General features: G+C 71.9%; 20 protein-coding genes and 1 riboswitch. Of the genes, 11 read left to right on the plus strand and 9 right to left on the minus strand.

Features of this window, described 5'->3' with window-relative positions; genetic code table 11:
- From ACYU8I_RS03590 to ACYU8I_RS03605, 4 genes are all read left to right on the plus strand, one after another.
- On the plus strand, window positions 1-927 hold the full coding sequence (locus ACYU8I_RS03590; protein ID WP_460837681.1) for a type II secretion system F family protein: 927 nt from the start codon (window positions 1-3) through the stop codon (window positions 925-927).
- Between the two features lie 3 nt (window positions 928-930).
- A complete protein-coding gene (locus ACYU8I_RS03595) occupies window positions 931-2451 on the plus strand; it encodes a sensor histidine kinase (protein WP_460837531.1) in 1521 nt (506 codons plus the stop codon).
- A gap of 56 nt (window positions 2452-2507) precedes the next feature.
- Entirely contained in the window at window positions 2508-3149 is a 642-nt protein-coding gene (locus tag ACYU8I_RS03600) for a response regulator (protein WP_460837533.1), read from the plus strand.
- A gap of 169 nt (window positions 3150-3318) precedes the next feature.
- A complete protein-coding gene (locus ACYU8I_RS03605; protein ID WP_460837534.1) occupies window positions 3319-3537 on the plus strand; it encodes a Flp family type IVb pilin in 219 nt (72 codons plus the stop codon).
- Between the two features lie 198 nt (window positions 3538-3735).
- Here the strand turns inward: ACYU8I_RS03605 and ACYU8I_RS03610 are convergent, their stop codons facing one another.
- From ACYU8I_RS03610 to ACYU8I_RS03625, 4 genes are all read right to left on the minus strand, one after another.
- Window positions 3736-5019: a M48 family metalloprotease gene (locus ACYU8I_RS03610; protein ID WP_460837537.1), complete on the minus strand. Its 1284-nt coding sequence runs from the start codon at window positions 5017-5019 to the stop codon at window positions 3736-3738.
- Window positions 5020-5023: 4 nt separating this feature from the next.
- A complete protein-coding gene (locus ACYU8I_RS03615) occupies window positions 5024-6364 on the minus strand; it encodes a hypothetical protein (RefSeq protein WP_460837539.1) in 1341 nt (446 codons plus the stop codon).
- Window positions 6306-7337: a C40 family peptidase gene (locus ACYU8I_RS03620; protein WP_460837542.1), complete on the minus strand. Its 1032-nt coding sequence runs from the start codon at window positions 7335-7337 to the stop codon at window positions 6306-6308. Before ACYU8I_RS03620 ends, ACYU8I_RS03615 begins: the two co-directional genes overlap by 59 nt.
- Window positions 7338-7349: 12 nt before the next feature.
- A riboswitch (cyclic di-AMP (ydaO/yuaA leader) is annotated at window positions 7350-7499 on the minus strand.
- A gap of 158 nt (window positions 7500-7657) precedes the next feature.
- A complete protein-coding gene (locus tag ACYU8I_RS03625) occupies window positions 7658-7864 on the minus strand; it encodes a hypothetical protein (RefSeq protein WP_460837545.1) in 207 nt (68 codons plus the stop codon).
- Window positions 7865-8044: 180 nt separating this feature from the next.
- Here ACYU8I_RS03625 and ACYU8I_RS03630 point away from each other — a divergent pair, with 180 nt between their 5' ends.
- Window positions 8045-9790, plus strand: coding sequence for a DEDD exonuclease domain-containing protein (locus ACYU8I_RS03630; RefSeq protein ID WP_460837684.1), 1746 nt, complete (start codon window positions 8045-8047; stop codon window positions 9788-9790).
- 5 nt (window positions 9791-9795) lie between these two features.
- Window positions 9796-10074, plus strand: coding sequence for an Lrp/AsnC family transcriptional regulator (locus ACYU8I_RS03635; protein ID WP_460837548.1), 279 nt, complete (start codon window positions 9796-9798; stop codon window positions 10072-10074).
- A gap of 12 nt (window positions 10075-10086) precedes the next feature.
- On the opposite strand, the gene trpD is transcribed toward ACYU8I_RS03635, so the two are convergent.
- Both trpD and ACYU8I_RS03645 read right to left on the minus strand, forming a co-directional pair.
- Window positions 10087-11118: an anthranilate phosphoribosyltransferase gene (gene trpD, locus ACYU8I_RS03640; protein WP_460837550.1), complete on the minus strand. Its 1032-nt coding sequence runs from the start codon at window positions 11116-11118 to the stop codon at window positions 10087-10089.
- A 4-nt stretch (window positions 11119-11122) separates the two neighbouring features.
- Window positions 11123-11545 (minus strand): Rv3143 family two-component system response regulator, encoded by a 423-nt coding sequence (locus ACYU8I_RS03645; protein WP_460837552.1) that lies wholly within the window; start codon window positions 11543-11545, stop codon window positions 11123-11125.
- Between the two features lie 134 nt (window positions 11546-11679).
- On the opposite strand from ACYU8I_RS03645, the gene ctaE reads away from it, so the two are divergent.
- From ctaE to ACYU8I_RS03670, 5 genes are all read left to right on the plus strand, one after another.
- Complete coding sequence (ctaE, locus tag ACYU8I_RS03650; RefSeq protein WP_460837554.1) at window positions 11680-12327, plus strand: aa3-type cytochrome oxidase subunit III; 648 nt, start codon at window positions 11680-11682, stop codon at window positions 12325-12327.
- Window positions 12328-12416: 89 nt separating this feature from the next.
- Window positions 12417-13271 (plus strand): cytochrome bc1 complex diheme cytochrome c subunit, encoded by an 855-nt coding sequence (qcrC, locus tag ACYU8I_RS03655; RefSeq protein WP_460837686.1) that lies wholly within the window; start codon window positions 12417-12419, stop codon window positions 13269-13271.
- Window positions 13268-14377: a cytochrome bc1 complex Rieske iron-sulfur subunit gene (qcrA, locus tag ACYU8I_RS03660; RefSeq protein WP_460837557.1), complete on the plus strand. Its 1110-nt coding sequence runs from the start codon at window positions 13268-13270 to the stop codon at window positions 14375-14377. The genes qcrC and qcrA overlap by 4 nt, the downstream gene beginning before the upstream one ends.
- 7 nt (window positions 14378-14384) lie before the next feature.
- The gene (gene qcrB / locus ACYU8I_RS03665; RefSeq protein WP_460837559.1) at window positions 14385-16133 is read left to right on the plus strand and encodes a cytochrome bc1 complex cytochrome b subunit; all 1749 of its coding nucleotides are present in this window, start codon (window positions 14385-14387) and stop codon (window positions 16131-16133) included.
- A gap of 137 nt (window positions 16134-16270) precedes the next feature.
- Window positions 16271-17473 carry a L,D-transpeptidase gene (locus ACYU8I_RS03670; protein WP_460837561.1) on the plus strand — a complete coding sequence of 401 codons (1203 nt, stop codon included), beginning with the start codon at window positions 16271-16273 and terminating at the stop codon, window positions 17471-17473.
- 439 nt (window positions 17474-17912) lie between these two features.
- Here ACYU8I_RS03670 and ACYU8I_RS03675 read toward each other — a convergent pair whose 3' ends face one another.
- From ACYU8I_RS03675 to ctaC, 3 genes are read right to left on the minus strand one after another with little or no spacing between them, the layout of a single operon-like run.
- On the minus strand, window positions 17913-18311 hold the full coding sequence (locus ACYU8I_RS03675; protein ID WP_460837563.1) for a cytochrome c oxidase subunit 4: 399 nt from the start codon (window positions 18309-18311) through the stop codon (window positions 17913-17915).
- Window positions 18308-20044 (minus strand): aa3-type cytochrome oxidase subunit I, encoded by a 1737-nt coding sequence (gene ctaD, locus ACYU8I_RS03680; RefSeq protein WP_460837565.1) that lies wholly within the window; start codon window positions 20042-20044, stop codon window positions 18308-18310. The genes ACYU8I_RS03675 and ctaD overlap by 4 nt, the downstream gene beginning before the upstream one ends.
- On the minus strand, window positions 20041-20880 hold the full coding sequence (gene ctaC, locus ACYU8I_RS03685) for an aa3-type cytochrome oxidase subunit II (RefSeq protein WP_460837567.1): 840 nt from the start codon (window positions 20878-20880) through the stop codon (window positions 20041-20043). The genes ctaD and ctaC overlap by 4 nt, the downstream gene beginning before the upstream one ends.
- Window positions 20881-20917: the final 37 nt, after the last annotated feature.

The following is a 20917-nucleotide window of genomic DNA, read 5'->3' on the forward strand; positions in this document are numbered from 1 at the left end:
ATGGTGCTGGCCCTGGGGATCGGGCTGATCTTCGCGGCACTCTTCCTCGTCCTGGCGGCCCTCGTCGGCGCCGGCCGCGAGCGCGTCGGGGTGGGCCGGTCGCTCGAGGTGCTGCAGGCCCTGACCTCGGCCCCCGAGGAGATGCAGCGCGAGCTGCAGCCGTCGTTCGGCGAGCGGGTGCTGCTGCCGCTGCTGTCGCGGGCGCAGCGCCTGGGCCGCAAGCTGACCCCGACCGACGCCGGCGGTCGGATCCGCGACAAGCTCGACAAGGCCGGCAACCCGGCGGGCTGGACCGTGGAGCGGGTCGTGGCGGGCAAGGCGCTCGGCTTCTGCGCCGCGCTCCTGGTCGCCACCGTCGCCTGCGTCGTGGCGGGGGCGTCGTTCCCGGTCATGCTCGGCGTGGTGGTCCTGGCCTCGCTGCTCGGCTACAACGCGCCGAACCTCTACCTCTACCAGCGGGTCTACGACCGCAACGCCGCGATCGGCGGCGCCCTCTCGGACGCGATCGACCTGCTGACGATCTCGGTCGAGTCGGGGCTCGCCTTCGACGCCGCCGTCGGACAGGTGGCGCGCAACACCGAGGGCCCCCTGTCCGACGAGTTCGCGCGCATGCTCCAGGAGATGCAGATCGGCCGCAGCCGGGCCGACGCGCTCCGCTCCCTGGCCGACCGCTGCGACCTCCCGGAGGTGCGCTCCTTCGCCGGGGCCATGGTCCAGGCCGACAGCTTCGGCATCCCCGTCGGGCAGGTGCTCCGCGTCCAGTCCTCCGAGATCCGCACCAAGCGGCGCCAGCGCGCGGAGGAGAAGGCCCAGCAGGTGCCGATCAAGATCATGCCGCCGCTGATCTTCTGCATCCTGCCGTGTCTCTTCATCGCCGTGCTCGGCCCGGCTGCCCTCTCGCTGATGGGACTCGGTGGCACTCTCTGAGTCATGAGCGAGGTCAACCGGGCCGGGCTGGCCGCGCGCGCCTTCGCCCTGGCCGTCCTGGTGCCGCTCGCCGCCCTGTCGGGTCCCGCGCACCTGCGCGCGACCGGGGCGCTGCTGCTGGTCGCGCTGGCGGCCGGTCTGGTCGTCGCCTCGGCCCGGCTGCCCACGGCGTGGGTGGCGGCGGCCGAGGCCGCCGCCGTCGCGGGCATCGTGGTGGTCGCCCACCCCGACGCCGCCACCGTCGCGCCCTACCTCGTGGTGCCCGTGCTGGCGGCGGCCCTGAGCTCGGGCCGCCGGGCGCTGGTGGTGGCCCTGGTCGTCGAGGCGGCCGTGCTGGCCGTGGCCTGGCTGCTCCTGGAGCAGCGGTGGAGCCGCGGCTACGTCGCCGGGGCCTCGCTGTGGCTGGCCGCCGGGGCCGGCGTGGGGTGGCTGGCGGTGACGCTGCGCCGTGCCCTGCTGACCGGCGAGGACGAGCAGCCCTACCGCAGCGCCGTGGCCATCATCCGTCGCCTCGAGGCCCTCTCGGGCAGGCTCAGCGGCGGGCTCGACGCGGTCGGCACGGCGGAGCAGGTCATGGACCTCGCCGAGGACCTCGTGCCGCTGCGCGCCGCCGGGGTGTTCGTGCGTGGGCCCGGCGGCGGCGTGGTGCCGGTGCGCTTCACGGCCGGCACCGCTCCCGGCACGATGGACTGGGCGGCGGAGATGTCGGAGCGGTGCTTCGAGTACGAGGCGATGATGCTGCGGGAGCGGCGCCTGGCCCTCCCCCTCGCCGTCAACGACGAGATCGTGGCCGTGCTGGTGCTCGACGCGGTGCAGCCCGTGCCGGCCGACGTCGTGCCGCAGCTGCGCCGTCACCTGGCCCGACCGACCGTGCAGCTGCAGGCCGCACTGCTGTTCGGCCGCGTCCGCGACACGGCGACCGCGCAGGAGCGCGCCCGGATCGCGCGCGAGGTCCACGACGGCGTGGCGCAGGACGTCGCCGGGCTGGGCTACCTCGTCGACAACCTGCTGCTGACCACCACCGACACCGACCAGCAGCTCCGGCTGACCGCACTGCGACAAGAGGTCTCCAAGGTGGTCACCGAGCTGCGCTACTCGGTCTTCGACCTGCGCCAGGAGCAGGCGGCGAGCTCGGGCCTCGGCGAGTCGATCGCGGCGTACGCCAACCAGATCTCCGGCATCTCGCCGATGGCCGTCCACGTGACCCTCGACGAGGAGGGCCCCCGGTTGCCCCGCGACCAGGAGTTCGAGCTGATGCGCATCGCCCAGGAGGCGATGACCAACGCCCGCAAGCACGCCGACGCGGGCAACCTGTGGGTGCGGTGCACGGTGCGCGCCCCCTTCGCCGAGATCGAGGTCGCCGACGACGGCACCCGCCGCCACGCGCCCCGCAGCGACTCCAACGGCCTGAAGATCATGCGCGAGCGGGCTCAGGCAATCGGCGCCGCGCTCGACGTGCGTCCCCCCGACGGCTCGAGCATCGGCACCCGGGTGCGCGTGCGCGTCGGCGAGCCCGGCGCCTGACCCCCCGGACGACCGCTAGATTGCGGGCGGAGGCCGGGCTCCGCAGCCCGGGAGCGATGACCGACGTGCTGCTGATCGACGACCACGAGCTGATCCGTCAGGGCCTCGCGGGAGCCTTCTCCGCCGTCGAAGGGTTCGACGTGGTCGGCCAGGCCGGTTCCGTGGCCGACGGTCTCGAGGCGGCGCGGCGGCTCCAGCCCGACGTCGTCGTCACCGACGTCCGGCTGCCCGACGGCTCCGGTCTCGACGTCGTGCGCACCTTGCGCAAGGACGACAAGCAGGTCGGCCTCGTCGTGCTCACGATGTACGCCGGCGACGAGCAGCTGTTCGCCGCGATGGACGCCGGCGCGTCCGCCTTCGTCGGCAAGGACTCCCCCACCGCCACCGTCGTCAGCGCCGCCCGGCAGGCCTCCGTCGCCCCGCTGACCTTCACCTGCACCGGGCTGGCCGAGGCCATGCTGCGCCGGATGAGCTCGGCGACGCCCCGGCTCACCGACCGCGAGCGCCAGGTGCTCGACCTGCTCGCCGAGGGGCTCGGCGTCAGCGCCATCGCCGCGCGCCTCTACCTCAGCGAGTCGACCGCGAAGAGCCACATCGGCCGCATCTACGACAAGCTCGGCGCGGCCAACCGGGCGCAGGCCCTGGTCACGGCGATGCGCACCGGCCTGATCGACAGCGCCACCCCGCCGAACGTCTGATACCGGTGCAATTCGGATAGTCCCGACGGACTACCCCGAAAGTCATCCGAGGTGACTACGGACGAATGTCCGGAAACCCGATGTCACGGTATGTCCTTTTTGACACCCTTTAGTCAGTCGCACCCCCGCGACCACGTCACGACACACCGCTCACGAAAAGAGTCCCCCGATGCTCGAGTACCTCCGCTCCCTGCTCCCCTCCGTCCGCCGCACCGAGGACGGCGCCTCCGCCGTCGAGTACGGCCTGCTCGTCGCCGGCATCGCCGCCCTCGTGGTGGCCGTCGTGTTCCTCCTCGGCGGCGTCGTGAAGGGCTCCTTCACCGAGACCTGCTCGACCATCTCCGGCGACGGCACCGCCACCGCGGCGACCACGGCTGCCTGCGACTGACCTGCCACCACCACCCTTCGCGCTGCACCGGCACCTGAGCCAGCAGCCCCCACCGTCCCGCTCGACCACGCGCGGGCACGACGGCGGCCGCGGCGGGTGCGTCCGAGCAACGCACCCGCCCTGCCGGGGGTGGTAGCCGCTGTCCCACGCGCCCGGTCCCTCTCGAGGGGCCGGGCGCGTCGGCGTACCCGGCCCGCGTCACTCCAGGGCGCGGGCGATGCCGACGCGCTGCACCAGGGTCGGGTGGCTGCCGAACCAGAGCTGGCTCCACGCCGGTGGCGCCGGGTCGGCCAGCGACCGCGTCGCCAGCCGCACCTGCATCGCCTCGAAGGCCGCGGGGTCGCGGGTGAACTCCAGGGCCACCCGGTCGGCCCTCGCCTCGATCGCCCGACTCACGGTGTTCTGCACCGGCGAGGCCAGCAGCGTGCCGACCGCCACCAGCGCGAGCACCAGCGGCACGACCTCGGGGTGCCCCGCACCCGCGGCGCCCGAGCGCCGCAGCAGGCCGCCCCACCCGAGGAGCAGCCCGAGCGCGCCCGCGCCGGCGCCGACGCCGAGCGCTCCCAGCGTCGTCCCGAGGGCGACGTCGTGCTCGCGGGCGTGCGCGAGCTCGTGCGCCACGATGACGAGCGCCTCCCGCCGGGGCACGTCGTCGACGAGGTTGTCGTAGAGCACGACCCTGCGGGTGCTGCCGAGGCCCGAGACCCAGGCGTTCAGCGTCGTGGTGCGTCGCGACGCGTCGGCGACCAGCACCTGCGACACCGGAACCCCTTCCTCCTCCGCCAGCGTCACGACCTGCGAGCGCAGCTCCCCGGCCGGCAGCGGCTCGAAGGAGTTGAACAACGGCTCGACCAGCACCGGGTAGGCCCACGAGCCCAGCACCACCAGCGTCGCCGCCACGGTGCCGAAGACGGCCGGCCAGGCGCGCGGCAGCCGGCGGGCCAGTCCCACGACGAGCACGACGACCACGGCGGCGTACACCCAGGACACGGCGGTCGACACCGCCCAGTCGCGCAGCCAACCGGGCAGCGACTGGGTGGACAGCCCGACATTGACCGCGCGGTGGCGTGCGACCAGCCGTAGCGGCAGCGTGGCGGCAGCGCCGGCGAGCACCACGAGGAAGGCCCCCAGGGCCGTGCGCCACCACCACGGCCCCCGCAGCCGGGCCAGCAGCCCCGCCCCGGCGCGGGTCAGAGCAAGACCGAGCGCCACCACGAGCGACAGCACGAGGTTCGCCCAGCCGATCCACCGCTGCACGGTGGCGAAGTCCTCCGCCTGCCGCACCTGGTCGGGGCTCAGCAGCTCGTCGGGCCGGACCGGGACGACCTGGCGCCCGGGCACCCAGTCCCACGGCACCAGCAGCCCCGCCACCACGACGAAGGCGGCCGTGGCGAGCACGAGCACGACGACGGACGTGCGCCGTGCCGTCGGGGCCGTCTGGGACGTCGGGCCCGTCGGGCCCGACGCGGTCGTGAGCGGCACGACCTCAGCCTGCCACGCCCGCCAGCCCGGCGAGGTCACGGCGCCAGCCCTGCACGAAGCGCTGCTCGGTGGTGCCGAGCACGTCGCGGAAGGCCCGTGGGGCCGGTGTCCCGTCGTCGACCACCTCGTAGAGCCGGACCAGGGCGTCCTGGCCGAACTCGGCACCCAGGTAGCGGCAGGCCAGCCAGGCCTCCTCGTACGTCGCCCCCAGGCCGGGCGCGGAGGGATCGAGGTCAGCGCTCGTCGGGAGGCCGTCGGGCAGCCCCTCCTCGCGGACCCGCTGGAGGACCTGGCGTGCCGCGACGTCGACGGGCACCCGGCCACCCGCGAGGGCGACGTAGTCGGCGAACCCCTCGAGCAGCCACACCGGCATCGAGGCGTACGGCGCCTCCACGGCGACGTGGGTGGCCTCGTGCGTCAGCACGACCTGGGCGCCCCGTCGCGACAGCGCACCGAAGACGCCGGGGTTGAGGTAGACGCGCACCGGCGTGCCACGCTCGGCGCTGCCGTCGACGGTGGCCGCGAGCCCCGCGATGGCGTCGAAGCGGCCGTCCGGTGCGGCCAGCACCGCGTCCAGCTGGTCGGCGTCGGCCGGCACCTCGACCACCAGGTCACCGTCCCACCGCGGCAGCACCTGACGCACCTGCTCGACGGCCCGCGCGGCCAGACCGGGGTAGCGACCGGCGTCGTCGCCGGCGACGGCGAGCAGGGCGCTCCCCTCGCGCACCACCGTCAGCGGGGTGCTGAACCACAGCGGCGTACGCGTACCGGCGCCGGAGGCGTCCGGGTCGGCGTCGGCCGGGGGCGTGGCCGCCGAGACGCCACCGAGGTCGGCCACGCGCGGACCGTCGTCGCCGGGCAGCAGCAGCACGCGGCTCTCGACGTCGACGGGGCGGCGGTCGACGCCGGCGTAGGCGAAGCCGAGCCGGGCCCGCACGGCGACGACGTCGTCCCCCAGCCGCTCGCGCTCGCCGTCGGTCGCGGGCGCGTCGGGCGCCACGTAGCGCAGCGACACGTCGCGGACGTCGAGCGCGCGCGCATTGTCGACGACCGCCGCCAGCAGGTCCGCGGCCTGCGGGGTCGCCACCGCGGCCGCGGCCTCGACGTCACGGTCGTCGATCGCCTGCTCGAGACGTCGGAGCACGGTGGCGGCGCCGTCCTCGACGGCGCCACCGCCGGCGGTGGCGCCACGCGGTGGCTCCAGCTCGGTCCCGCGCTCGCACCCGGTCAGCAGCCCCAGGGCGAGCGCGAGGACGAGCAGGAGCGTCCGCGCGAGCAGCAGCGCGTCAGCCCGGACGGACCGCGCCGGAGTACGGCATGTCGTGGAGACCCGAGACCTGGACACCGGAGCCGGGGTTCAGCGCGTTGACGACCTGGCCGTTGCCGACGTACATGCCGACATGGCTGATCGGGCTGTAGTAGAAGACCAGGTCACCAGGCTGCAGCTCGCTCTCGGAGACGGGCGTGCCTGCAGCGTACTGCGCCTGCGAGTTGTGCGGCAGCGAGACGCCCTCGGTCGCCCAGGCCGCCATCGTCAGGCCGGAGCAGTCGAAGGCGTCGGGCCCGGCAGCGCCCCAGACGTAGGACTTGCCGACCTGCGCCATGGCGTAGGCCACGGCACCGCTGGAGACCTGCTCGGCCTGCTGCTCGGCGCGCTCGTCCTCGAGCGAGGCGAGCCGGCCCTGGGCGGCGCCGAGCTCGGCGCCGGCGCGCTCGGCGCGCTTGCCGGCGTCGCGCGCAGCGGCACGACGCTCCTGGAGCACCTCGCGGACCGCGGCCCGACGCTCGACCAGCTCGACGCGGGTCGTCTCGGTCTCCTGCAGCGCCGAGGAGGTGTCGCCGGCGTCCTCGGTGACGAGGGCGACGCCGGCGAGCAACCGCTCGGAGGTCGCGGGCATCGAGGTCGACGCGACAGGGACGACGTCGGCCGCGGGGGTGCCGGAGCCGGCGGCACCGGCGGCGGTGCCGTGCTCGACGAGGACGCCGCGGGCCACGCGCTCGCGCAGGTCGGCGGTGCGCTCGCGCTGCTCCTCGATGCGCTGCGTCAGGCGCTCGACCTTCTGCTTGCTGGCACCGGCGCGGGCCTGGGCACGCTCGTGGGTGGTCGCGCGCTCGCCGGCGAGCCGGTCGAGACGGTCGACCTGGGCCTGCGCCCGGTCGATCCTGGCGTCGAGGTCCGCGGCGCCCGCGGGGGCGGCGAGCAGGCCGGAGCCCGCGAGACCGAGGGCCAGCGCGGCGACGGTCGGGACCGCGGCACGACGGGTGAGTGGCGTGCGTTCCGCACGGTGGGCAGGGCGGTACTTCCGGCCGTCGGTCACGAGCGGACGGTCTCCTCTTTGTGTCGACGCCTACCAGGTGAGCTGACGGGTTCGGGCCCAAAGAACGCCCTACCGGATCGGCCCCACCGCAGGTGGTGCGTCACCCGGATTCACCCCGTGGACCGGTGGCTCGGCACGAGGCCGACCCGCCGTTCCGGTTGGGTCCCCGGCTCCTTCGCCAGCACCCCCCGGCACGGCTTCGGACTCGGCGCGGCCCCCGAGCACGCCGGGCGGCGCGCTGGTGCGGGGACCAACAAGCGCGAGACCCTAGGCCACCCCGTGGGGCGGATCCAAGTCGGCGCCTCGCGACGTGAGCCGTCTCACGCCGTCTCGACGTCGGGACCGGAGACCGGCAGCACCATCCGCAGCGGCGGCACCAGGCCCGACCCGGCGAGCACCTCGAGGGCGTGCCGCTCCTCCTCGTCGAAGGCCAGCTCGGGCGGTGGGCCGAGCAGCGCGGTCACCACGCAGTCGTGGCAGGCGGGGCCGCGCACCAGGCAGGCGTCGCAGTCGATGTGCAGGCTCATGGCGTGCTCCTCGGAGGTCTCGGTCCGGTCGGGGAAGGGACCGGTGCGACGCACGCTGGCAGGGACCACCGACAACCCGTGCCGGGCCCAGCCGTGCGAGCGGCGCCGACGCGTGTTGCGGCACAGGGTTGTCGGTGCGGGCGCCTAGCGTCGGGCGACGTGACCAGGTGGGACGCCCAGATGAGCTTCGACGAGCTCGGCCGCCCCCTGCGCGAGACCACGTTCTGCGTGGTCGACCTGGAGACGACCGGGGGCTCGGCGGCCGCGGGCTCCATGATCACCGAGATCGGCGCGGTCAAGGTCCGTGCCGGCGAGGTGCTCGGCGAGTTCCAGACCCTGGTCAACCCGCACACGGCGATCCCCCCGTTCATCGCGGTCCTGACGGGCATCACCGACGCCATGGTCGCGCAGGCCCCCCCGGTCGAGAGCGCGCTGCCCGCCTTCCTCGAGTTCGCGCGCGGCACGGTGCTGGTGGCCCACAACGCCCCCTTCGACGTCGGCTTCCTGCGCCACTTCGCGCAGGAGCAGGGGCGGGCGTGGCCGTCGTTCGAGGTGCTCGACACGGCCGTGCTCGCACGCCGCGTCCTCACCCGCGACGAGACCCCCAACTGCAAGCTCGGGTCGCTGGCGCGGGTGTTCGGCGCCTCCACCACCCCCGACCACCGGGCGCTGCACGACGCGCGTGCCACGGTCGACGTCCTGCACGGGCTGATGGAGCGGCTCGGGGGCCTGGGCGTCCACACCCTCGAGGAGCTCGCGACCTTCAGCTCCCGGGTCTCCCCCGCGGTGCGCCGCAAGCGCCACCTGGCGGAGCCGCTGCCGCACGCGCCGGGCGTCTACCTCTTCCGCGACGCCCAGGACCGCGTCCTCTACGTCGGCACCTCGCGCGACCTGCGCTCGCGGGTGCGGTCCTACTTCACGGCCTCCGAGACCCGCTCGCGCATCGGCGAGATGGTGACGATCGCCGAGCGCGTCGACCACGTCGAGTGCGCGACGCCGCTCGAGGCGCGGGTCCGCGAGCTCCGGCTCATCGCGGCGCACCGGCCCGCCTACAACCGCCGCAGCAAGGACCCCCACAAGGTGCACTGGCTCAAGCTCACCGTCGAGCCCTGGCCCCGGCTCTCGCTGGTGCGGCGCGTGCTCGACGACGCCGGATCCGGCGCGGAGTACCTCGGGCCGTTCTCCTCACGCCGCACCGCCGAGAAGTGCCTGGCCGCCCTGCACGAGACCTTCCCCGTGAGGCAGTGCGGCGGCCGGCTCCCGGTGGTGCCGCGGGGCACGCCCTGCGCCCTGGCCGAGCTCGGTCGCTGCTCCTCCCCGTGCGACGGCAGCGTCACCACCGACGCCTATGCCGACCTCGTCGGCCGGGTGCGCGACGCGGTGCGCGGTGATCCCGGACCGGTCCTGCAGGCACTCGAGCGCAGGATGGCCCGGCTGGTGGCCGACGAGCGGTTCGAGGAGGCCGGCGTGCACCGTGACCGGCTCGCGGCGTTTGTCCGCTCGGTGTCGCGCCTGCAGCGGCTGTCCGCGCTCACGCGCCTGCCCGAGCTCGTCGCGGCCCGTCGAGAGGACGACGGTCGCTGGGCCGTCCACGTCCTGCGGCACGGCCGGCTCAGCGCAGCCGGCCTGATCCCGGCCGACGCGCACGCCGGTGACTGGGTGCGCTCCCTGCGCGGGTCCGCCGACACCGTGATCCCCGGCCTGGGCCCCACCCCGGCGGCCAGCGCCGAGGAGAGCGAGCAGGTGCTGCGCTGGCTCGAGCAGCCCGGCGTGCGTCTCGTGCACGTCGAGGGCGAGTGGTCGTGCCCCGTGCGGGGCGCCACCCGGCACCTCGCGGTGCACGACGCGGTCGAGGCGTCACGGGCCGACCTCACGCCCTTCGACGAGCGGCGGCGGCTCCCGACGGTCCACCAGCCGGTACGTTGACCACCATGATCACCGCGATCGTCTTCGTGCGGGCTGACGTCGCCCGGATCCCCGAGGTGGCCGAGGCCATCGCCGCCCTCGACGGCGTCAGCGAGGTCTACAGCGTCACGGGCCAGATCGATCTCATCGCGCTCGTGCGGGTGCGTGACCACGACGACGTGGCCCGCGTCGTGGCCGACCGGCTCAACAAGGTGCCCGGCGTGCGCGAGACCGAGACCCACATCGCCTTCCGCACGTTCTCTCGTCACGACCTCGAGGCCGCCTTCTCCCTCGGCCTCGACTGACCGAGCGGCGCGTCAGGCGGTCGCCGCGACCCAGCGCTGGAGGGTGTCGGCGGCCGCACCCGAGTCCACGGCGGCGGCGGCGCGCTCGAGCCCGGCTGCGAGCCGGTCGTGGACGTCACCCTCGTCGCCGGCGTGCACCGCCAGCGCCGCCGCGGCGTTGAGCAGCACGGCGTCACGGACCGGGCCGGCCTCGCCGCCGACGACCCGGCGCACGACCTCGGCGTTGTGGGCGGCGTCCCCGCCGCGGAGCTGCTCGGCGGTGCCCGTAGCCAGGCCCAGGCGCGCCGGGTCGACCCGCGCGGGCACGACCTCGCCGCCCTCCACCAGCCAGACCTGCGACGTGGTGGTCGTCGTCAGCTCGTCGAGGCCGTCGTCACCGCGGAAGACCCAGGCGTCGACGCCGCGCCGGGCGTAGACGCCCGCCATGACCGGGGCCATGGCCGGGTCGGCGCACCCGATGGCCTGAGCGGCCGGCTTCGCCGGGTTGGCGAGCGGGCCGAGGAAGTTGAAGCTCGTCGCGATGCCGAGCTCGCCGCGCGGCGCGGCCGCGTGGCGCAGCGCCGGGTGGAAGCCGGCCGCGAAGCAGAAGGTGATGCCGGCCTCCTCGGCGACCCGGGCGACGTCGTCGACCGAGAGGTCCAGCCGCACGCCGAGGTGCTCGAGCACGTCGGCGCTGCCCGCCTTCGACGACGCCGAGCGGTTGCCGTGCTTGACGACGGTCGCCCCCGCGCCGGCGGCCACCACGGCCGCCATCGTCGAGATGTTGACCGAGAAGCTGCGGTCCCCACCCGTGCCGACGACGTCGAGGGTGCGCCCCGGGACGTGCAGGGGCCGGGCCACGGCGTACATCGCGTCGACCAGGCCCTCCATCTCGGCGACGGTCTCGCCCTTGGAGCGCAGCGCGACGGCGAAGCCCGCGACCTGCGCCGAGGTCGCCTCGCCGCGCAGGACCTCGCTCATGGCCCACGCCGTGTGGCTGGCATCGAGGTCCTCGCGACGCACGAGGCGCGTCAGCACCTCCGGCCAGCTGTGCTGCTCGGCCACGCCGCTAGCGGGTCGGCACGCGCGGGCGCAGCAGCCCGACGACCGTCTCGGCGAGCTCGACCGGGTCGAGCGGGTGCGACACGGCGGCGTCGGCCCGCGACCAGGTGGCCAGCCAGTTGTCCTGCACCCGGCCGGTCAGCACCAGCAGCGGCGGGCACCGGTAGATCTCGTCCTTGAGCTGGCGCGCGACCCCCATGCCGCCCGCGGGGACAGCCTCGCCGTCGAGCACGGCGAGGTCGATCCCGCCGGCGTCCATCTGCTGGATCACCACGGGCTCGGTGGCGACCTCGACGTACTCGGCCTCGGGGAGGTCGGGGTGCGGTCGGCGCCCGAGCGCGAGCATCAGCTGCTGCCGGGTGTCGACGTCGTCGCTGTAGACCAGGATGCGGAGGGTCGGCGCGGCGTCGGCGCTGGTGCTCTGGCTCACGCGGCGGATGCTACCGCCGGGAGTCGCGCCGCAGGTCTCCCCCTCTTCCCAGGTCGCGCTCAGCGACGTCTCAGGGCGACATGTTCGCATCGACACACGACCCACGCGTGCGGGTCTTCACCTGCCGAGCCATAATGAGGAACGTGGCGACAGCAACGGCTATTCCGGCGTCCCGGCTGCACGGGCACCACGACCGTCCCTCGATGGTCAGCGTGGGCACGATCGTGTGGCTGTCGAGCGAGCTGATGTTCTTCGCGGCACTGTTCGCCGCCTACTTCACGATCCGCTCGGTGAGCCCCGACCTCTGGGGCCAGGAGACCGAGCTGCTCAACGTGCCTTTCTCGTCGATCAACACCACGATCCTCGTGCTGTCGTCGGTGACCTGCCAGCTCGGCGTGTTCAAGGCCGAGGACGGCAAGGTCGGGCGCACCGGAGCCTGGTACCAGGTCGGTTCGTGGGGCCTGCGCGAGTGGTTCATCGTCACCTACGTCATGGGTGCCATCTTCATCGGCGGCCAGGCCTTCGAGTACGCCGAGCTGGTGCACGAGGGCCTCACGCTCTCCTCGTCCGCCTACGGCACCGTGTTCTACCTCGCCACCGGCTTCCACGGCATCCACGTCGTGGGCGGCCTCATCGCCTTCCTGTTCGTCCTGGGCCGCACCTACCTGGCCCGCAAGTTCACCCACGAGCAGGCCGTCACCGCGATCGTCGTGTCCTACTACTGGCACTTCGTCGACGTGGTGTGGGTCGGCCTCTTCGCGACCGTCTACCTCATCAAGTAGCCGGTCCTTCCCCCAGCCCAGCAGCACCGACACCGAAGGAAGACCAGGTGCGACTCACCTCGAAGTCCCGCTCCCGGAAGCAGTCCGGGCTGCGGCGCCTGTCCGCCCGCCGGCGCAGCCGCTACGCCGGCCCGCTGGTGATGCTGCTGGCCCTCGTGTTCGCCGGTGGCGTCTTCGCGACGGCGAAGGCCATGGTCGACTCCCCCGCCCAGGCCAGCGCCAGCGACACCGACCTCGTCCAGCAGGGCCGCGACCTGTTCCTCGTCGGCTGCTCGTCGTGCCACGGCAAGAACGCCGAGGGCATCGCGACCAACAAGGGCGACAACTACGGCCCGTCGCTGGTGGGCGTCGGCGCCGCGTCGGTCGACTTCCAGGTCGGCACCGGCCGGATGCCGATGTCCAACCCCGGAACGCAGGCCCCGCGCAAGAAGCCCGTCTACACCGACGCCGAGATCGAGGCCATGGGGGCCTACATCGACTCGCTGGGCCCCGGCCCCTCCGTCCCTGCTCCCGAGCAGTACGACACCGAGGGCGTCGACAACGAGGGCATCGTCCGCGGCGGTGAGTTCTTCCGCACCAACTGCACCGCCTGCCACAACTTCGCGGGCGCCGGCGGTGCGCTGCCCCGGGGTCGCTACGCCCCTAGCCTGAGCGGTGTCTCCAACAAGCACATCTACGAGGCGCTGGTCACCGGCCCGCAGCAGATGCCGGTCTTCTCCGACGCCGTGCTGACCCCCGAGGACAAGCGCGACATCATCGCCTACCTCAACTACGCCGAGACGATGGACAACCCCAGCGGGTACAACCTGGGCAATCTCGGTCCCGTCACCGAGGGCATCGCCGCCTGGTTGGTCGGCATCGGTGGTCTGGTCGCCTTCGCGGTCTGGATCGCCGCCCACTCGACCCGTTCGACCCAGCGCAAGAAGCAGGAGGCAGGCTCGTGACCAGCGTCGACCGCACGAGCGACCACCAGCCCGGCAACGAGGACGCGGGCGACGACCGCCGCGGCAACGAGCTCGCCACGACGGCGGCCGAGCCCATCGCCGACCCGGGCCTCCCGGCCCACGAGCCCCGACCCACCGACGTCGACGAGGCCGCCGAGCGTCGCGCCGAGCGTCAGGTCTCGCTGCTCTTCGGTCTGTCGGCCCTCTTCACGGTCCTCTTCGTCGTCGCCTACTTCGTCTTCTCGGTCGGCGACGAGATCGACACGGTGCTCGGCTTCGGTGCCTCCAACCTCGCCCTCGGCGCCTGCCTCGGCATGGCGCTGCTGCTGATCGGCGTCGGCACCATCCAGTGGGCCCGCAAGCTGATGGCCGACACCGAGATCGTCGAGTACCGGCACCCGTCGGCCTCGTCCGAGGAGGACAAGGAGGAGACGCTCGCCGCGCTCCGCCTGGGCACCGAGGAGTCGGGCATCGGCCGCCGGCCGCTCATCCGCAACTCGCTGCTCGCCTCCGTCGGCCTGCTCGGGCTCCCCGCCGTCGTGCTGCTGCGCGACCTCGGTCCGCTGCCCGGCAACGTCCTGACCCGCACCGTGTGGACCGAGGGCATGCGGGTCGTGCAGGACGTGTCCGGCACCCCGATCCGTCCGCAGGACGTCGAGGTCGGCCAGCTGATCAACGGCCAGCCCGAGATCTTCTTCAACTCCTTCGAGGACGAGGAGCAGATCGAGGGCCACGAGCTGCTGGTCGAGAAGGCCAAGGCCTCGGTCGTCATCGTCCGGATGCCCCCGCAGGACATCACCCCGTGGCCCGGCCGCGAGGACTGGGGCATCGACGGCATCCTCTGCTACTCCAAGATCTGCACCCACGTCGGCTGCCCCATCTCCCTGTGGGAGCAGCAGACCCACGACCTCCTCTGCCCGTGCCACCAGTCGACCTTCGACCTGGCGGACAACGGCAAGGTGGTCTTCGGCCCCGCCGCCCGTCACCTGCCGCAGCTACCCTTGGCACTGGACGACGAGGGCTACCTGATCGCCCGCAGCGACTTCACCGAAGCCGTGGGACCCAGCTTCTGGGAGCGTGACAACGATGAGCCAGGACCGGAGTGAGTGAGTCATGAGCGCTGAGACCGTCGCGCCCACCAACGGGCGCACCGCGGCGAAGGCCGGCAAGCCGTCCAAGGTGGGCCAGGCCGCCACCTGGGCCGACGACCGGCTCGGCATCGCCGGGCTGGCCAAGAAGAACCTCCGCAAGGTCTTCCCGGACCACTGGTCCTTCATGCTCGGCGAGATCGCGCTGTGGAGCTTCGTCGTCCTCCTGCTCACCGGCGTGTTCCTCACCTTCTGGTACCGCCCGAGCATGGCCGAGGTCATCTACGACGGCTCCTACGCACCGTTGCGCGGCCTGCACATGTCGGAGGCCATGGCCTCGACCGTGCACCTGTCGTTCGACATCCGCGGCGGCATGCTGATGCGGCAGATCCACCACTGGGCCGCGCACCTGTTCATCGCCGCGATGCTCATCCACATGATGCGCGTGGCCTTCACCGGCGCCTACCGCAAGCCTCGCGAGCTCAACTGGGTGATCGGCGTGCTGCTGCTCGTCCTCGGCACCCTCGAGGGCTTCACCGGCTACTCGCTGCCCGACGACCTGCTCTCCGGCACCGGCATCCGGGCGGCCGACGGCTTCATGAAGTCGATCCCGGTGATCGGCACCTACGCCTCGTTCTTCGTCTTCGGCGGGGAGTTCCCCGGCGACTCGATCATCCCGCGGCTCTACACGATCCACGTGCTGCTGATCCCGGGTGTGCTGGTGGCGCTGATCGCCGCCCACATGCTGCTGCTCGTCTACCACAAGCACACGCAGTGGCCTGGCCCCGGCCGCACCGAGCAGAACGTCGTCGGCTTCCCGATGCTGCCGGTGTACGCCGCCAAGGCCGGCGGGTTCTTCTTCATCGTCTTCGGTGTGCTGGCCCTGATGGGTGGCGTCTTCACGATCAACCCGATCTGGCGCTACGGCCCCTACAACCCGGCCGAGGTCACCGCGGGCTCGCAGCCCGACTGGTACATGGGGTGGCCCGACGGCGCGCTGCGGATCATGCCGGGCCTGGAGTCCCACTTCTGGGGGACGACCTGGTCGTGGAACGTGTTCGTCCCGATCATCCTGCTGCCGACCCTGGCGATCGTCATCCTGCTGGTGATGCCGTTCGTGGAGTCGTGGATCACCGGTGACAAGCGCGACCACCACCTGCTCCAGCGGCCGCGCAACGCGCCGAACCGCACCGCCTTCATGGTGGCGCTGATGACCTTCTACGGCCTCATGTGGGCCGCGGGCGGCAACGACATCATCGCGATCCGGCTGGGCCTGAGCATCAACCAGATCACGTACTTCCTGCGGGCGGCCGTCTTCATCGGACCCGTCATCGCGTTCATCGTGACGCGGCGCTGGTGCATCTCGTTGCAGCGCTCCGACAACGAGAGGCTGCTGCACGGCTACGAGACCGGCGTGATCATGCGCGACGCCCAGGGTGGCTACAGCGAGAAGCACCTGCCGCTGCCGCTGACGTCGCAGTACACGCTCACCGCCCGTGACCGCGACGAGATGATCCTGCCGCCGGCCGAGGTCGACGGCAACGGGGTTGCCTCCCCCAGCGCCCGCAAGGACCGTCTGCGCGCCCGGCTCTCGGAGCTCTGGGTGGGTGACAACATCCAGAAGCCGACCCGGGAGGAGCTCGACGAGGCGCGCCACCACGCGGAGCTCGAGCACGCCCACGAGGCGGCCCTCGAGGGTCACGCGGCCGACGGCCACCAGTTCGACGGCCGCGAGGGTGCGACCGGTCACGGACACCAGCTGAGCGGCCACTAGGTCCGAGCGCTCATCGCGCGTGCGAGCCCGCCCACCGACACCGGTGGGCGGGCTCACACGTCTGTGCTGCGGGGTCCACTGGGGTGTGCTTGTTAGTCTGAGGCGGTTGTCCACGACATCGACCTGTGGAGTTCTCCGTGGCACGTCATTCTCGGGCGTTCGGCGTCGCCGCCGCCTCAAGCCTCCTGCTGCTCACCGGCTGCTCGATCGGGACGTCGTCCTCCGCTGACGACGCGTCGGGCACAGGCGGGTCCGGTGACCCCGCCGCTGCTCCCGAGTCGGCCGCCACGGTGACCAGCAACGTCCGCTCCGGTGCCCGCCAGGCGCAGCTGGGCAAGCCGCTCACGCTCCGCGTCGACGACGGGCGCTTCGAGACCGTCCGGGTCACGACCGGCAAGGGCGCGAAGCTGCGCGGCACCCTCGACGCCGACGGGGCGACCTGGACCTCCGACAGCCTGCTGCAGCAGGGCACGCGCTACCGCGTGGTCGGCGAGGCGGTCGACGACGACGGTCTGGCCACCACCTACCGCTCGAAGTTCACCACCCGCTCCCTCACCCTCGACGAGCAGACCTACCCCAGCTTCGTGGCCGACGGCGCCACCGTCGGGGTCGGCATGCCCGCCATCGTGCGCTTCGACGTGCCCGTGACCGACAGGGCCGCGATCCAGGACCACCTGAAGGTGACCTCGGCGCCCGCCCAGCCCGGCGCGTGGCACTGGTTGAGCGACACCGAGGTGCACTGGCGCCCGAAGACCTACTGGAAGCCCGGCACCAAGGTGACCGTCGACGCCGACGTCGCGGGCGTGCCCGCCGGCAACGGCATCTACGGCCAGGTCGACCGTCGCGTCGGTTTCACCGTGGGCGACGCCATGGTCAGCAAGGTCGACATGACCACGCACGAGATGAAGGTGTTCCGCAACGGCTCGCTCGTGCGCACCATCCCGATCACCACCGGCGAGCAGCCCAAGTTCACCACCCGCAGCGGTACCAAGGTGATCATGGAGAAGTTCGAGAGTCGCCGGATGAGCTCTGAGACGACCGGCATCCCGGTCGACAGCGCCGACGGCTACGACATCGACGACGTCCGCTACGCGATGCGCCTGACCTACAGCGGCGAGTTCATCCACGCCGCGCCGTGGTCAGTGGCCAGCCAGGGCTACGACAACGTCAGCCACGGCTGCACCGGCATGAGCACCGAGAACGCCGGTTGGCTCTACGCCAACTCCAAGGTGGGTGACGTCGTCGAGTACGTCGGCTCCGACCGCTCGATGACCCTCGACAACGGCTACGGCGACTGGAACCTGCCCTTCGAGGAGTGGAAGCAGCCCTCCTCCGCCTGAGGCCCCGTCTGCTGGTCGAGCCTGTCGAGACCGCACCCAGCCACCGCTGGTCGAGCCTGTCGAGACCACACCCAGCCACCGCTGGTCGAGCCTGTCGAGACCACACCCAGCCATCGTCGGTCGAGCCTGTCGAGACCACACCCAGCCACCGCTGGTCGAGCCTGTCGAGACCACGGCCCCATCTGCTGGTCGAGCATGACCCACCGCGATTGCTCACGGTGGTCTCGACAGGCTCGACCGACGAGTACCCGGCTTGGTCTCGACAGGCTCGACCGACGAGGTTGTACGCCCAGGTCTCGACGGACTCGACCGGCGAGGGTGGTCTCGACAGGCTCGACCAGCTGGTCGGGCTCGACCGACGAGGTGGCCGGGCGTGGGGACGACGAAGGGCCGTGACCGAGGGTGCTCGGTCACGGCCCAGACGTCAGGCGGGTGTCGCTCAGTGGGCGTGGATGCCTCGGTAGTACTCGAAGACCAGGCCGCTGAGGGCGAGGACGCCCAGCGCCGCACCGATGATGAAGAGCCACCACTGGTGCATGCCGACGGCCAGGGTCATCAGGCCGAGGCAGAGGCCACACCACAACGGCCACCAGCTGTAGGGCGGGAAGAAGCCGAGCTCGCCGGCGCCCTCGGCGATCTCGGCGTCCTTGCGGTCCTCGGGACGCGGCTGCATCTTGCTGGCGTGGAACCCGAGGTAGAAGGCCACCAGGGTCGTCAGCAGGAAGGTCATCACCAGTGCGGTGGTGCCGGTGATGTCACCGCTGGACAGGTAGTACAGCGGGGTGACCAGGACGAAGAAGATGCTGCACGAGGCGAACATCCAGGTCTCGGCCTTCATCGGGCGTCACCGTCCTTGCTGATGTGGTCGAAGCGACCCTCCATGTCGGGAGCGTCGGCGGCACCCTCGAGGTCGTTGTCGGCGTACTCGAGCGCCGCGACCTCCGGGTGGTGCAGGTCGAAAGCCGGCGACTCCGAGCGGATCCGCGGCAGCGTGACGAAGTTGTGGCGCGGCGGCGGGCAGCTGGTCGCCCACTCCAGCGACCGGCCCCAGCCCCAGGGGTCGTCGACCGAGACCTTCGGGCCGCGCGCGGTGACGTAGACGTTCCACAGGAACGGCAGCGTCGACAGCGCCAGCAGGAAGGCTCCGACGGTCGAGACCTGGTTGAGCAGCGTGAAGCCGTCGTTGGGGCCGTAGTCGGCGTAGCGGCGCGGCATGCCCTCGACACCCAGCCAGTGCTGCACGAGGAACGTGGTGTGGAAGCCGACGAAGAGCAGCCAGAAGTGGATCTTGCCGAGGCGCTCGTCGAGCATCCGGCCGGTCAGCTTGGGCCACCAGAAGTAGAAGCCGGCGAACATCGCGAACACGACCGTCCCGAAGACGACGTAGTGGAAGTGCGCCACCACGAAGTAGCTGTCGGAGACGTGGAAGTCGAGCGGCGGCGAAGCCAGGATGACGCCGGTCAGACCACCGAACAGGAAGGTCGTCAGGAAGCCGACCGCCCAGAGCATGGGCGTGTCGAAGCTGATCGACCCGCCCCACATCGTGCCTATCCAGTTGAAGAACTTCACTCCTGTCGGCACGGCGATCAGGAACGTCATGCCGGAGAAGAAGGCCAGGTCGACCGCGCCGGTCACGAACATGTGGTGCGCCCACACGGCGACCGACAGCACCGCGATGCCCATCGTGGCCGCCACCAGTCCGACGTAGCCGAAGATCGGCTTGCGGCTGAAGACCGGAAGGATCTCGGTGATGATGCCGAAGAACGGCAGCGCGAGGATGTAGACCTCGGGGTGGCCGAAGAACCAGAACAGGTGCTGCCACAAGATCGCCCCGCCGTGACTGGGGTCGAAGGTGTGGGCGCCGAACTGACGGTCGGCCTCGAGCGCGAGCAGCGCCGCGGCGAAGATCGGGAACGCGATGAGCACCAGCAGGCTGGTGACGAAGGAGTTCCAGACGAAGATCGGCATCCGGAACATCGTCATGCCGGGTGCGCGCATGCACACGATCGTCACGGTGAAGTTGACCGCGCCGAGGATGGTGCCGAGGCCGGCGAGCCAGAGCCCCATGATCCAGAGGTCACCGCCGATGCCGGGACTGCGCACCGCGTTGGACAGCGGCGTGTAGGCCGTCCAGCCGAAGCTCGCGGCACCGGATCGGGTGAGGAAGCCGGAGACGGTGATGAGGCTGCCGAACAGGTAGAACCAGTAGGCGAGCATGTTGAGCCGCGGGAAGGCCACGTCGGGCGAGCCGATCTGCAGCGGCACCAGCAGGTTGGCGAAGCCGAAGAACAGCGGCGTCGCGAACAGCAGCAGCATGATCGTGCCGTGCATGGTGAACAGCTGGTTGTAGACCTCGTCGCTGACCACCTGCGAGCCCGGGAACGCGAGCTCGGAGCGGATGACGAGGGCCATGACGCCGCCGACGAGGAACCACACGAACGACGTCGTGAGGTAGAGCTTGCCGATCAGCTTGTGGTCGGTGGTCGTCGCGATCCGGGCGAGCTGGGTGCCCAGGGAGTGCTTGGGCTGCTCGACGGTGACGTGGGACGGCGCGTCGGAGACGGCGGTCATTCGGTGGCTCCTGTCTCCTGGGTCTGCAGACCGGGGACCGAGTCTGCGTCGCTCTGGCCGAGGACGGGACCGGTGTTGCCCTGCTCGGCGAGGTCCTGCAGGTGAGCGTCGTACTCGGCCTGCTCGACGACCTTGACGTAGAACAGCATGCGGGTGTGGCGGGTGCCGCACAGCTCGGCGCAGCGGCCGATGTAGGTGCCGACGCGGTCGGGGGTCACCGTGAAGTGGTTGGCCCGGCCGGGGATGACGTCCATCTTGAACAGGAACGCGGGCACCCAGAACGAGTGGTTGACGTCGGGGCTGAAGAGGTTGAGCTCGACGGTCTTGTCCTTGACCAGCCACAGCGTGGGCGGCTCGGCCGCGGTGCCGACCTCGTGGACGACGTCACCGGTGCCCTCGGGGACGTACTCCTTGGACTCCTCGTCGTAGCCGAGGTTGTAGTTGAACGACCACGACCACTGCTGGCCGACGACGGTGACGGTCTCCTCGTGCTCCCGGTCGGGGTCGAGGACCTTGTTCTGGGTGTCGAGGGTGAAGTAGAAGAGGACGACCACCATCATCAGCGGCGCGACCGTGTAGAGGATCTCGATCGGCAGGTTGTAGCGCGTCTGCACCGGGATCTCGGTCTCGCTGCGCCGGCGGTAGCGCACGCAGGCGTAGCCGATCAGGCCCCACACGAGCACGCCGGTCAGCGCGGCCGCGAGCCAGGACCACATCCACAGCGAGTGCATGTAGGGGGCCTCGACCGAGGCCTCCTCCGGGTTGGCGAGCCGCCGCAGCTGGCTCTCGGTCTCCGCCGAGCAACCACTCAGCAGCGCGGCCCCGATGACCAGCACCAGGGCAACCGCACCGCGCCGGACACGCGTGGGTGAC

The sequence above is a fragment of the Nocardioides marmoraquaticus genome (genome assembly GCF_054777915.1).

Excerpts from the sequence above, each read along its gene's own strand:
- ACYU8I_RS03600 (WP_460837533.1), top strand. The coding sequence starts at position 2,508 with ATGACCGACGTGCTGCTGATCGACGACCACGAGCTGATCCGTCAGGGC.
- ACYU8I_RS03590 (WP_460837681.1), top strand. The coding sequence starts at position 1 with ATGGTGCTGGCCCTGGGGATCGGGCTGATCTTCGCGGCACTCTTCCTC.
- ACYU8I_RS03675 (WP_460837563.1), bottom strand. The coding sequence starts at position 18,311 with ATGAAGGCCGAGACCTGGATGTTCGCCTCGTGCAGCATCTTCTTCGTC.
- ACYU8I_RS03625 (WP_460837545.1), bottom strand. The coding sequence starts at position 7,864 with ATGAGCCTGCACATCGACTGCGACGCCTGCCTGGTGCGCGGCCCCGCC.
- ctaD (WP_460837565.1), bottom strand. The coding sequence starts at position 20,044 with ATGACCGCCGTCTCCGACGCGCCGTCCCACGTCACCGTCGAGCAGCCC.
- ACYU8I_RS03595 (WP_460837531.1), top strand. The coding sequence starts at position 931 with ATGAGCGAGGTCAACCGGGCCGGGCTGGCCGCGCGCGCCTTCGCCCTG.
- ctaE (WP_460837554.1), top strand. The coding sequence starts at position 11,680 with ATGAGGAACGTGGCGACAGCAACGGCTATTCCGGCGTCCCGGCTGCAC.
- ACYU8I_RS03605 (WP_460837534.1), top strand. The coding sequence starts at position 3,319 with ATGCTCGAGTACCTCCGCTCCCTGCTCCCCTCCGTCCGCCGCACCGAG.
- ACYU8I_RS03630 (WP_460837684.1), top strand. The coding sequence starts at position 8,045 with ATGAGCTTCGACGAGCTCGGCCGCCCCCTGCGCGAGACCACGTTCTGC.
- ACYU8I_RS03635 (WP_460837548.1), top strand. The coding sequence starts at position 9,796 with ATGATCACCGCGATCGTCTTCGTGCGGGCTGACGTCGCCCGGATCCCC.
- qcrB (WP_460837559.1), top strand. The coding sequence starts at position 14,385 with ATGAGCGCTGAGACCGTCGCGCCCACCAACGGGCGCACCGCGGCGAAG.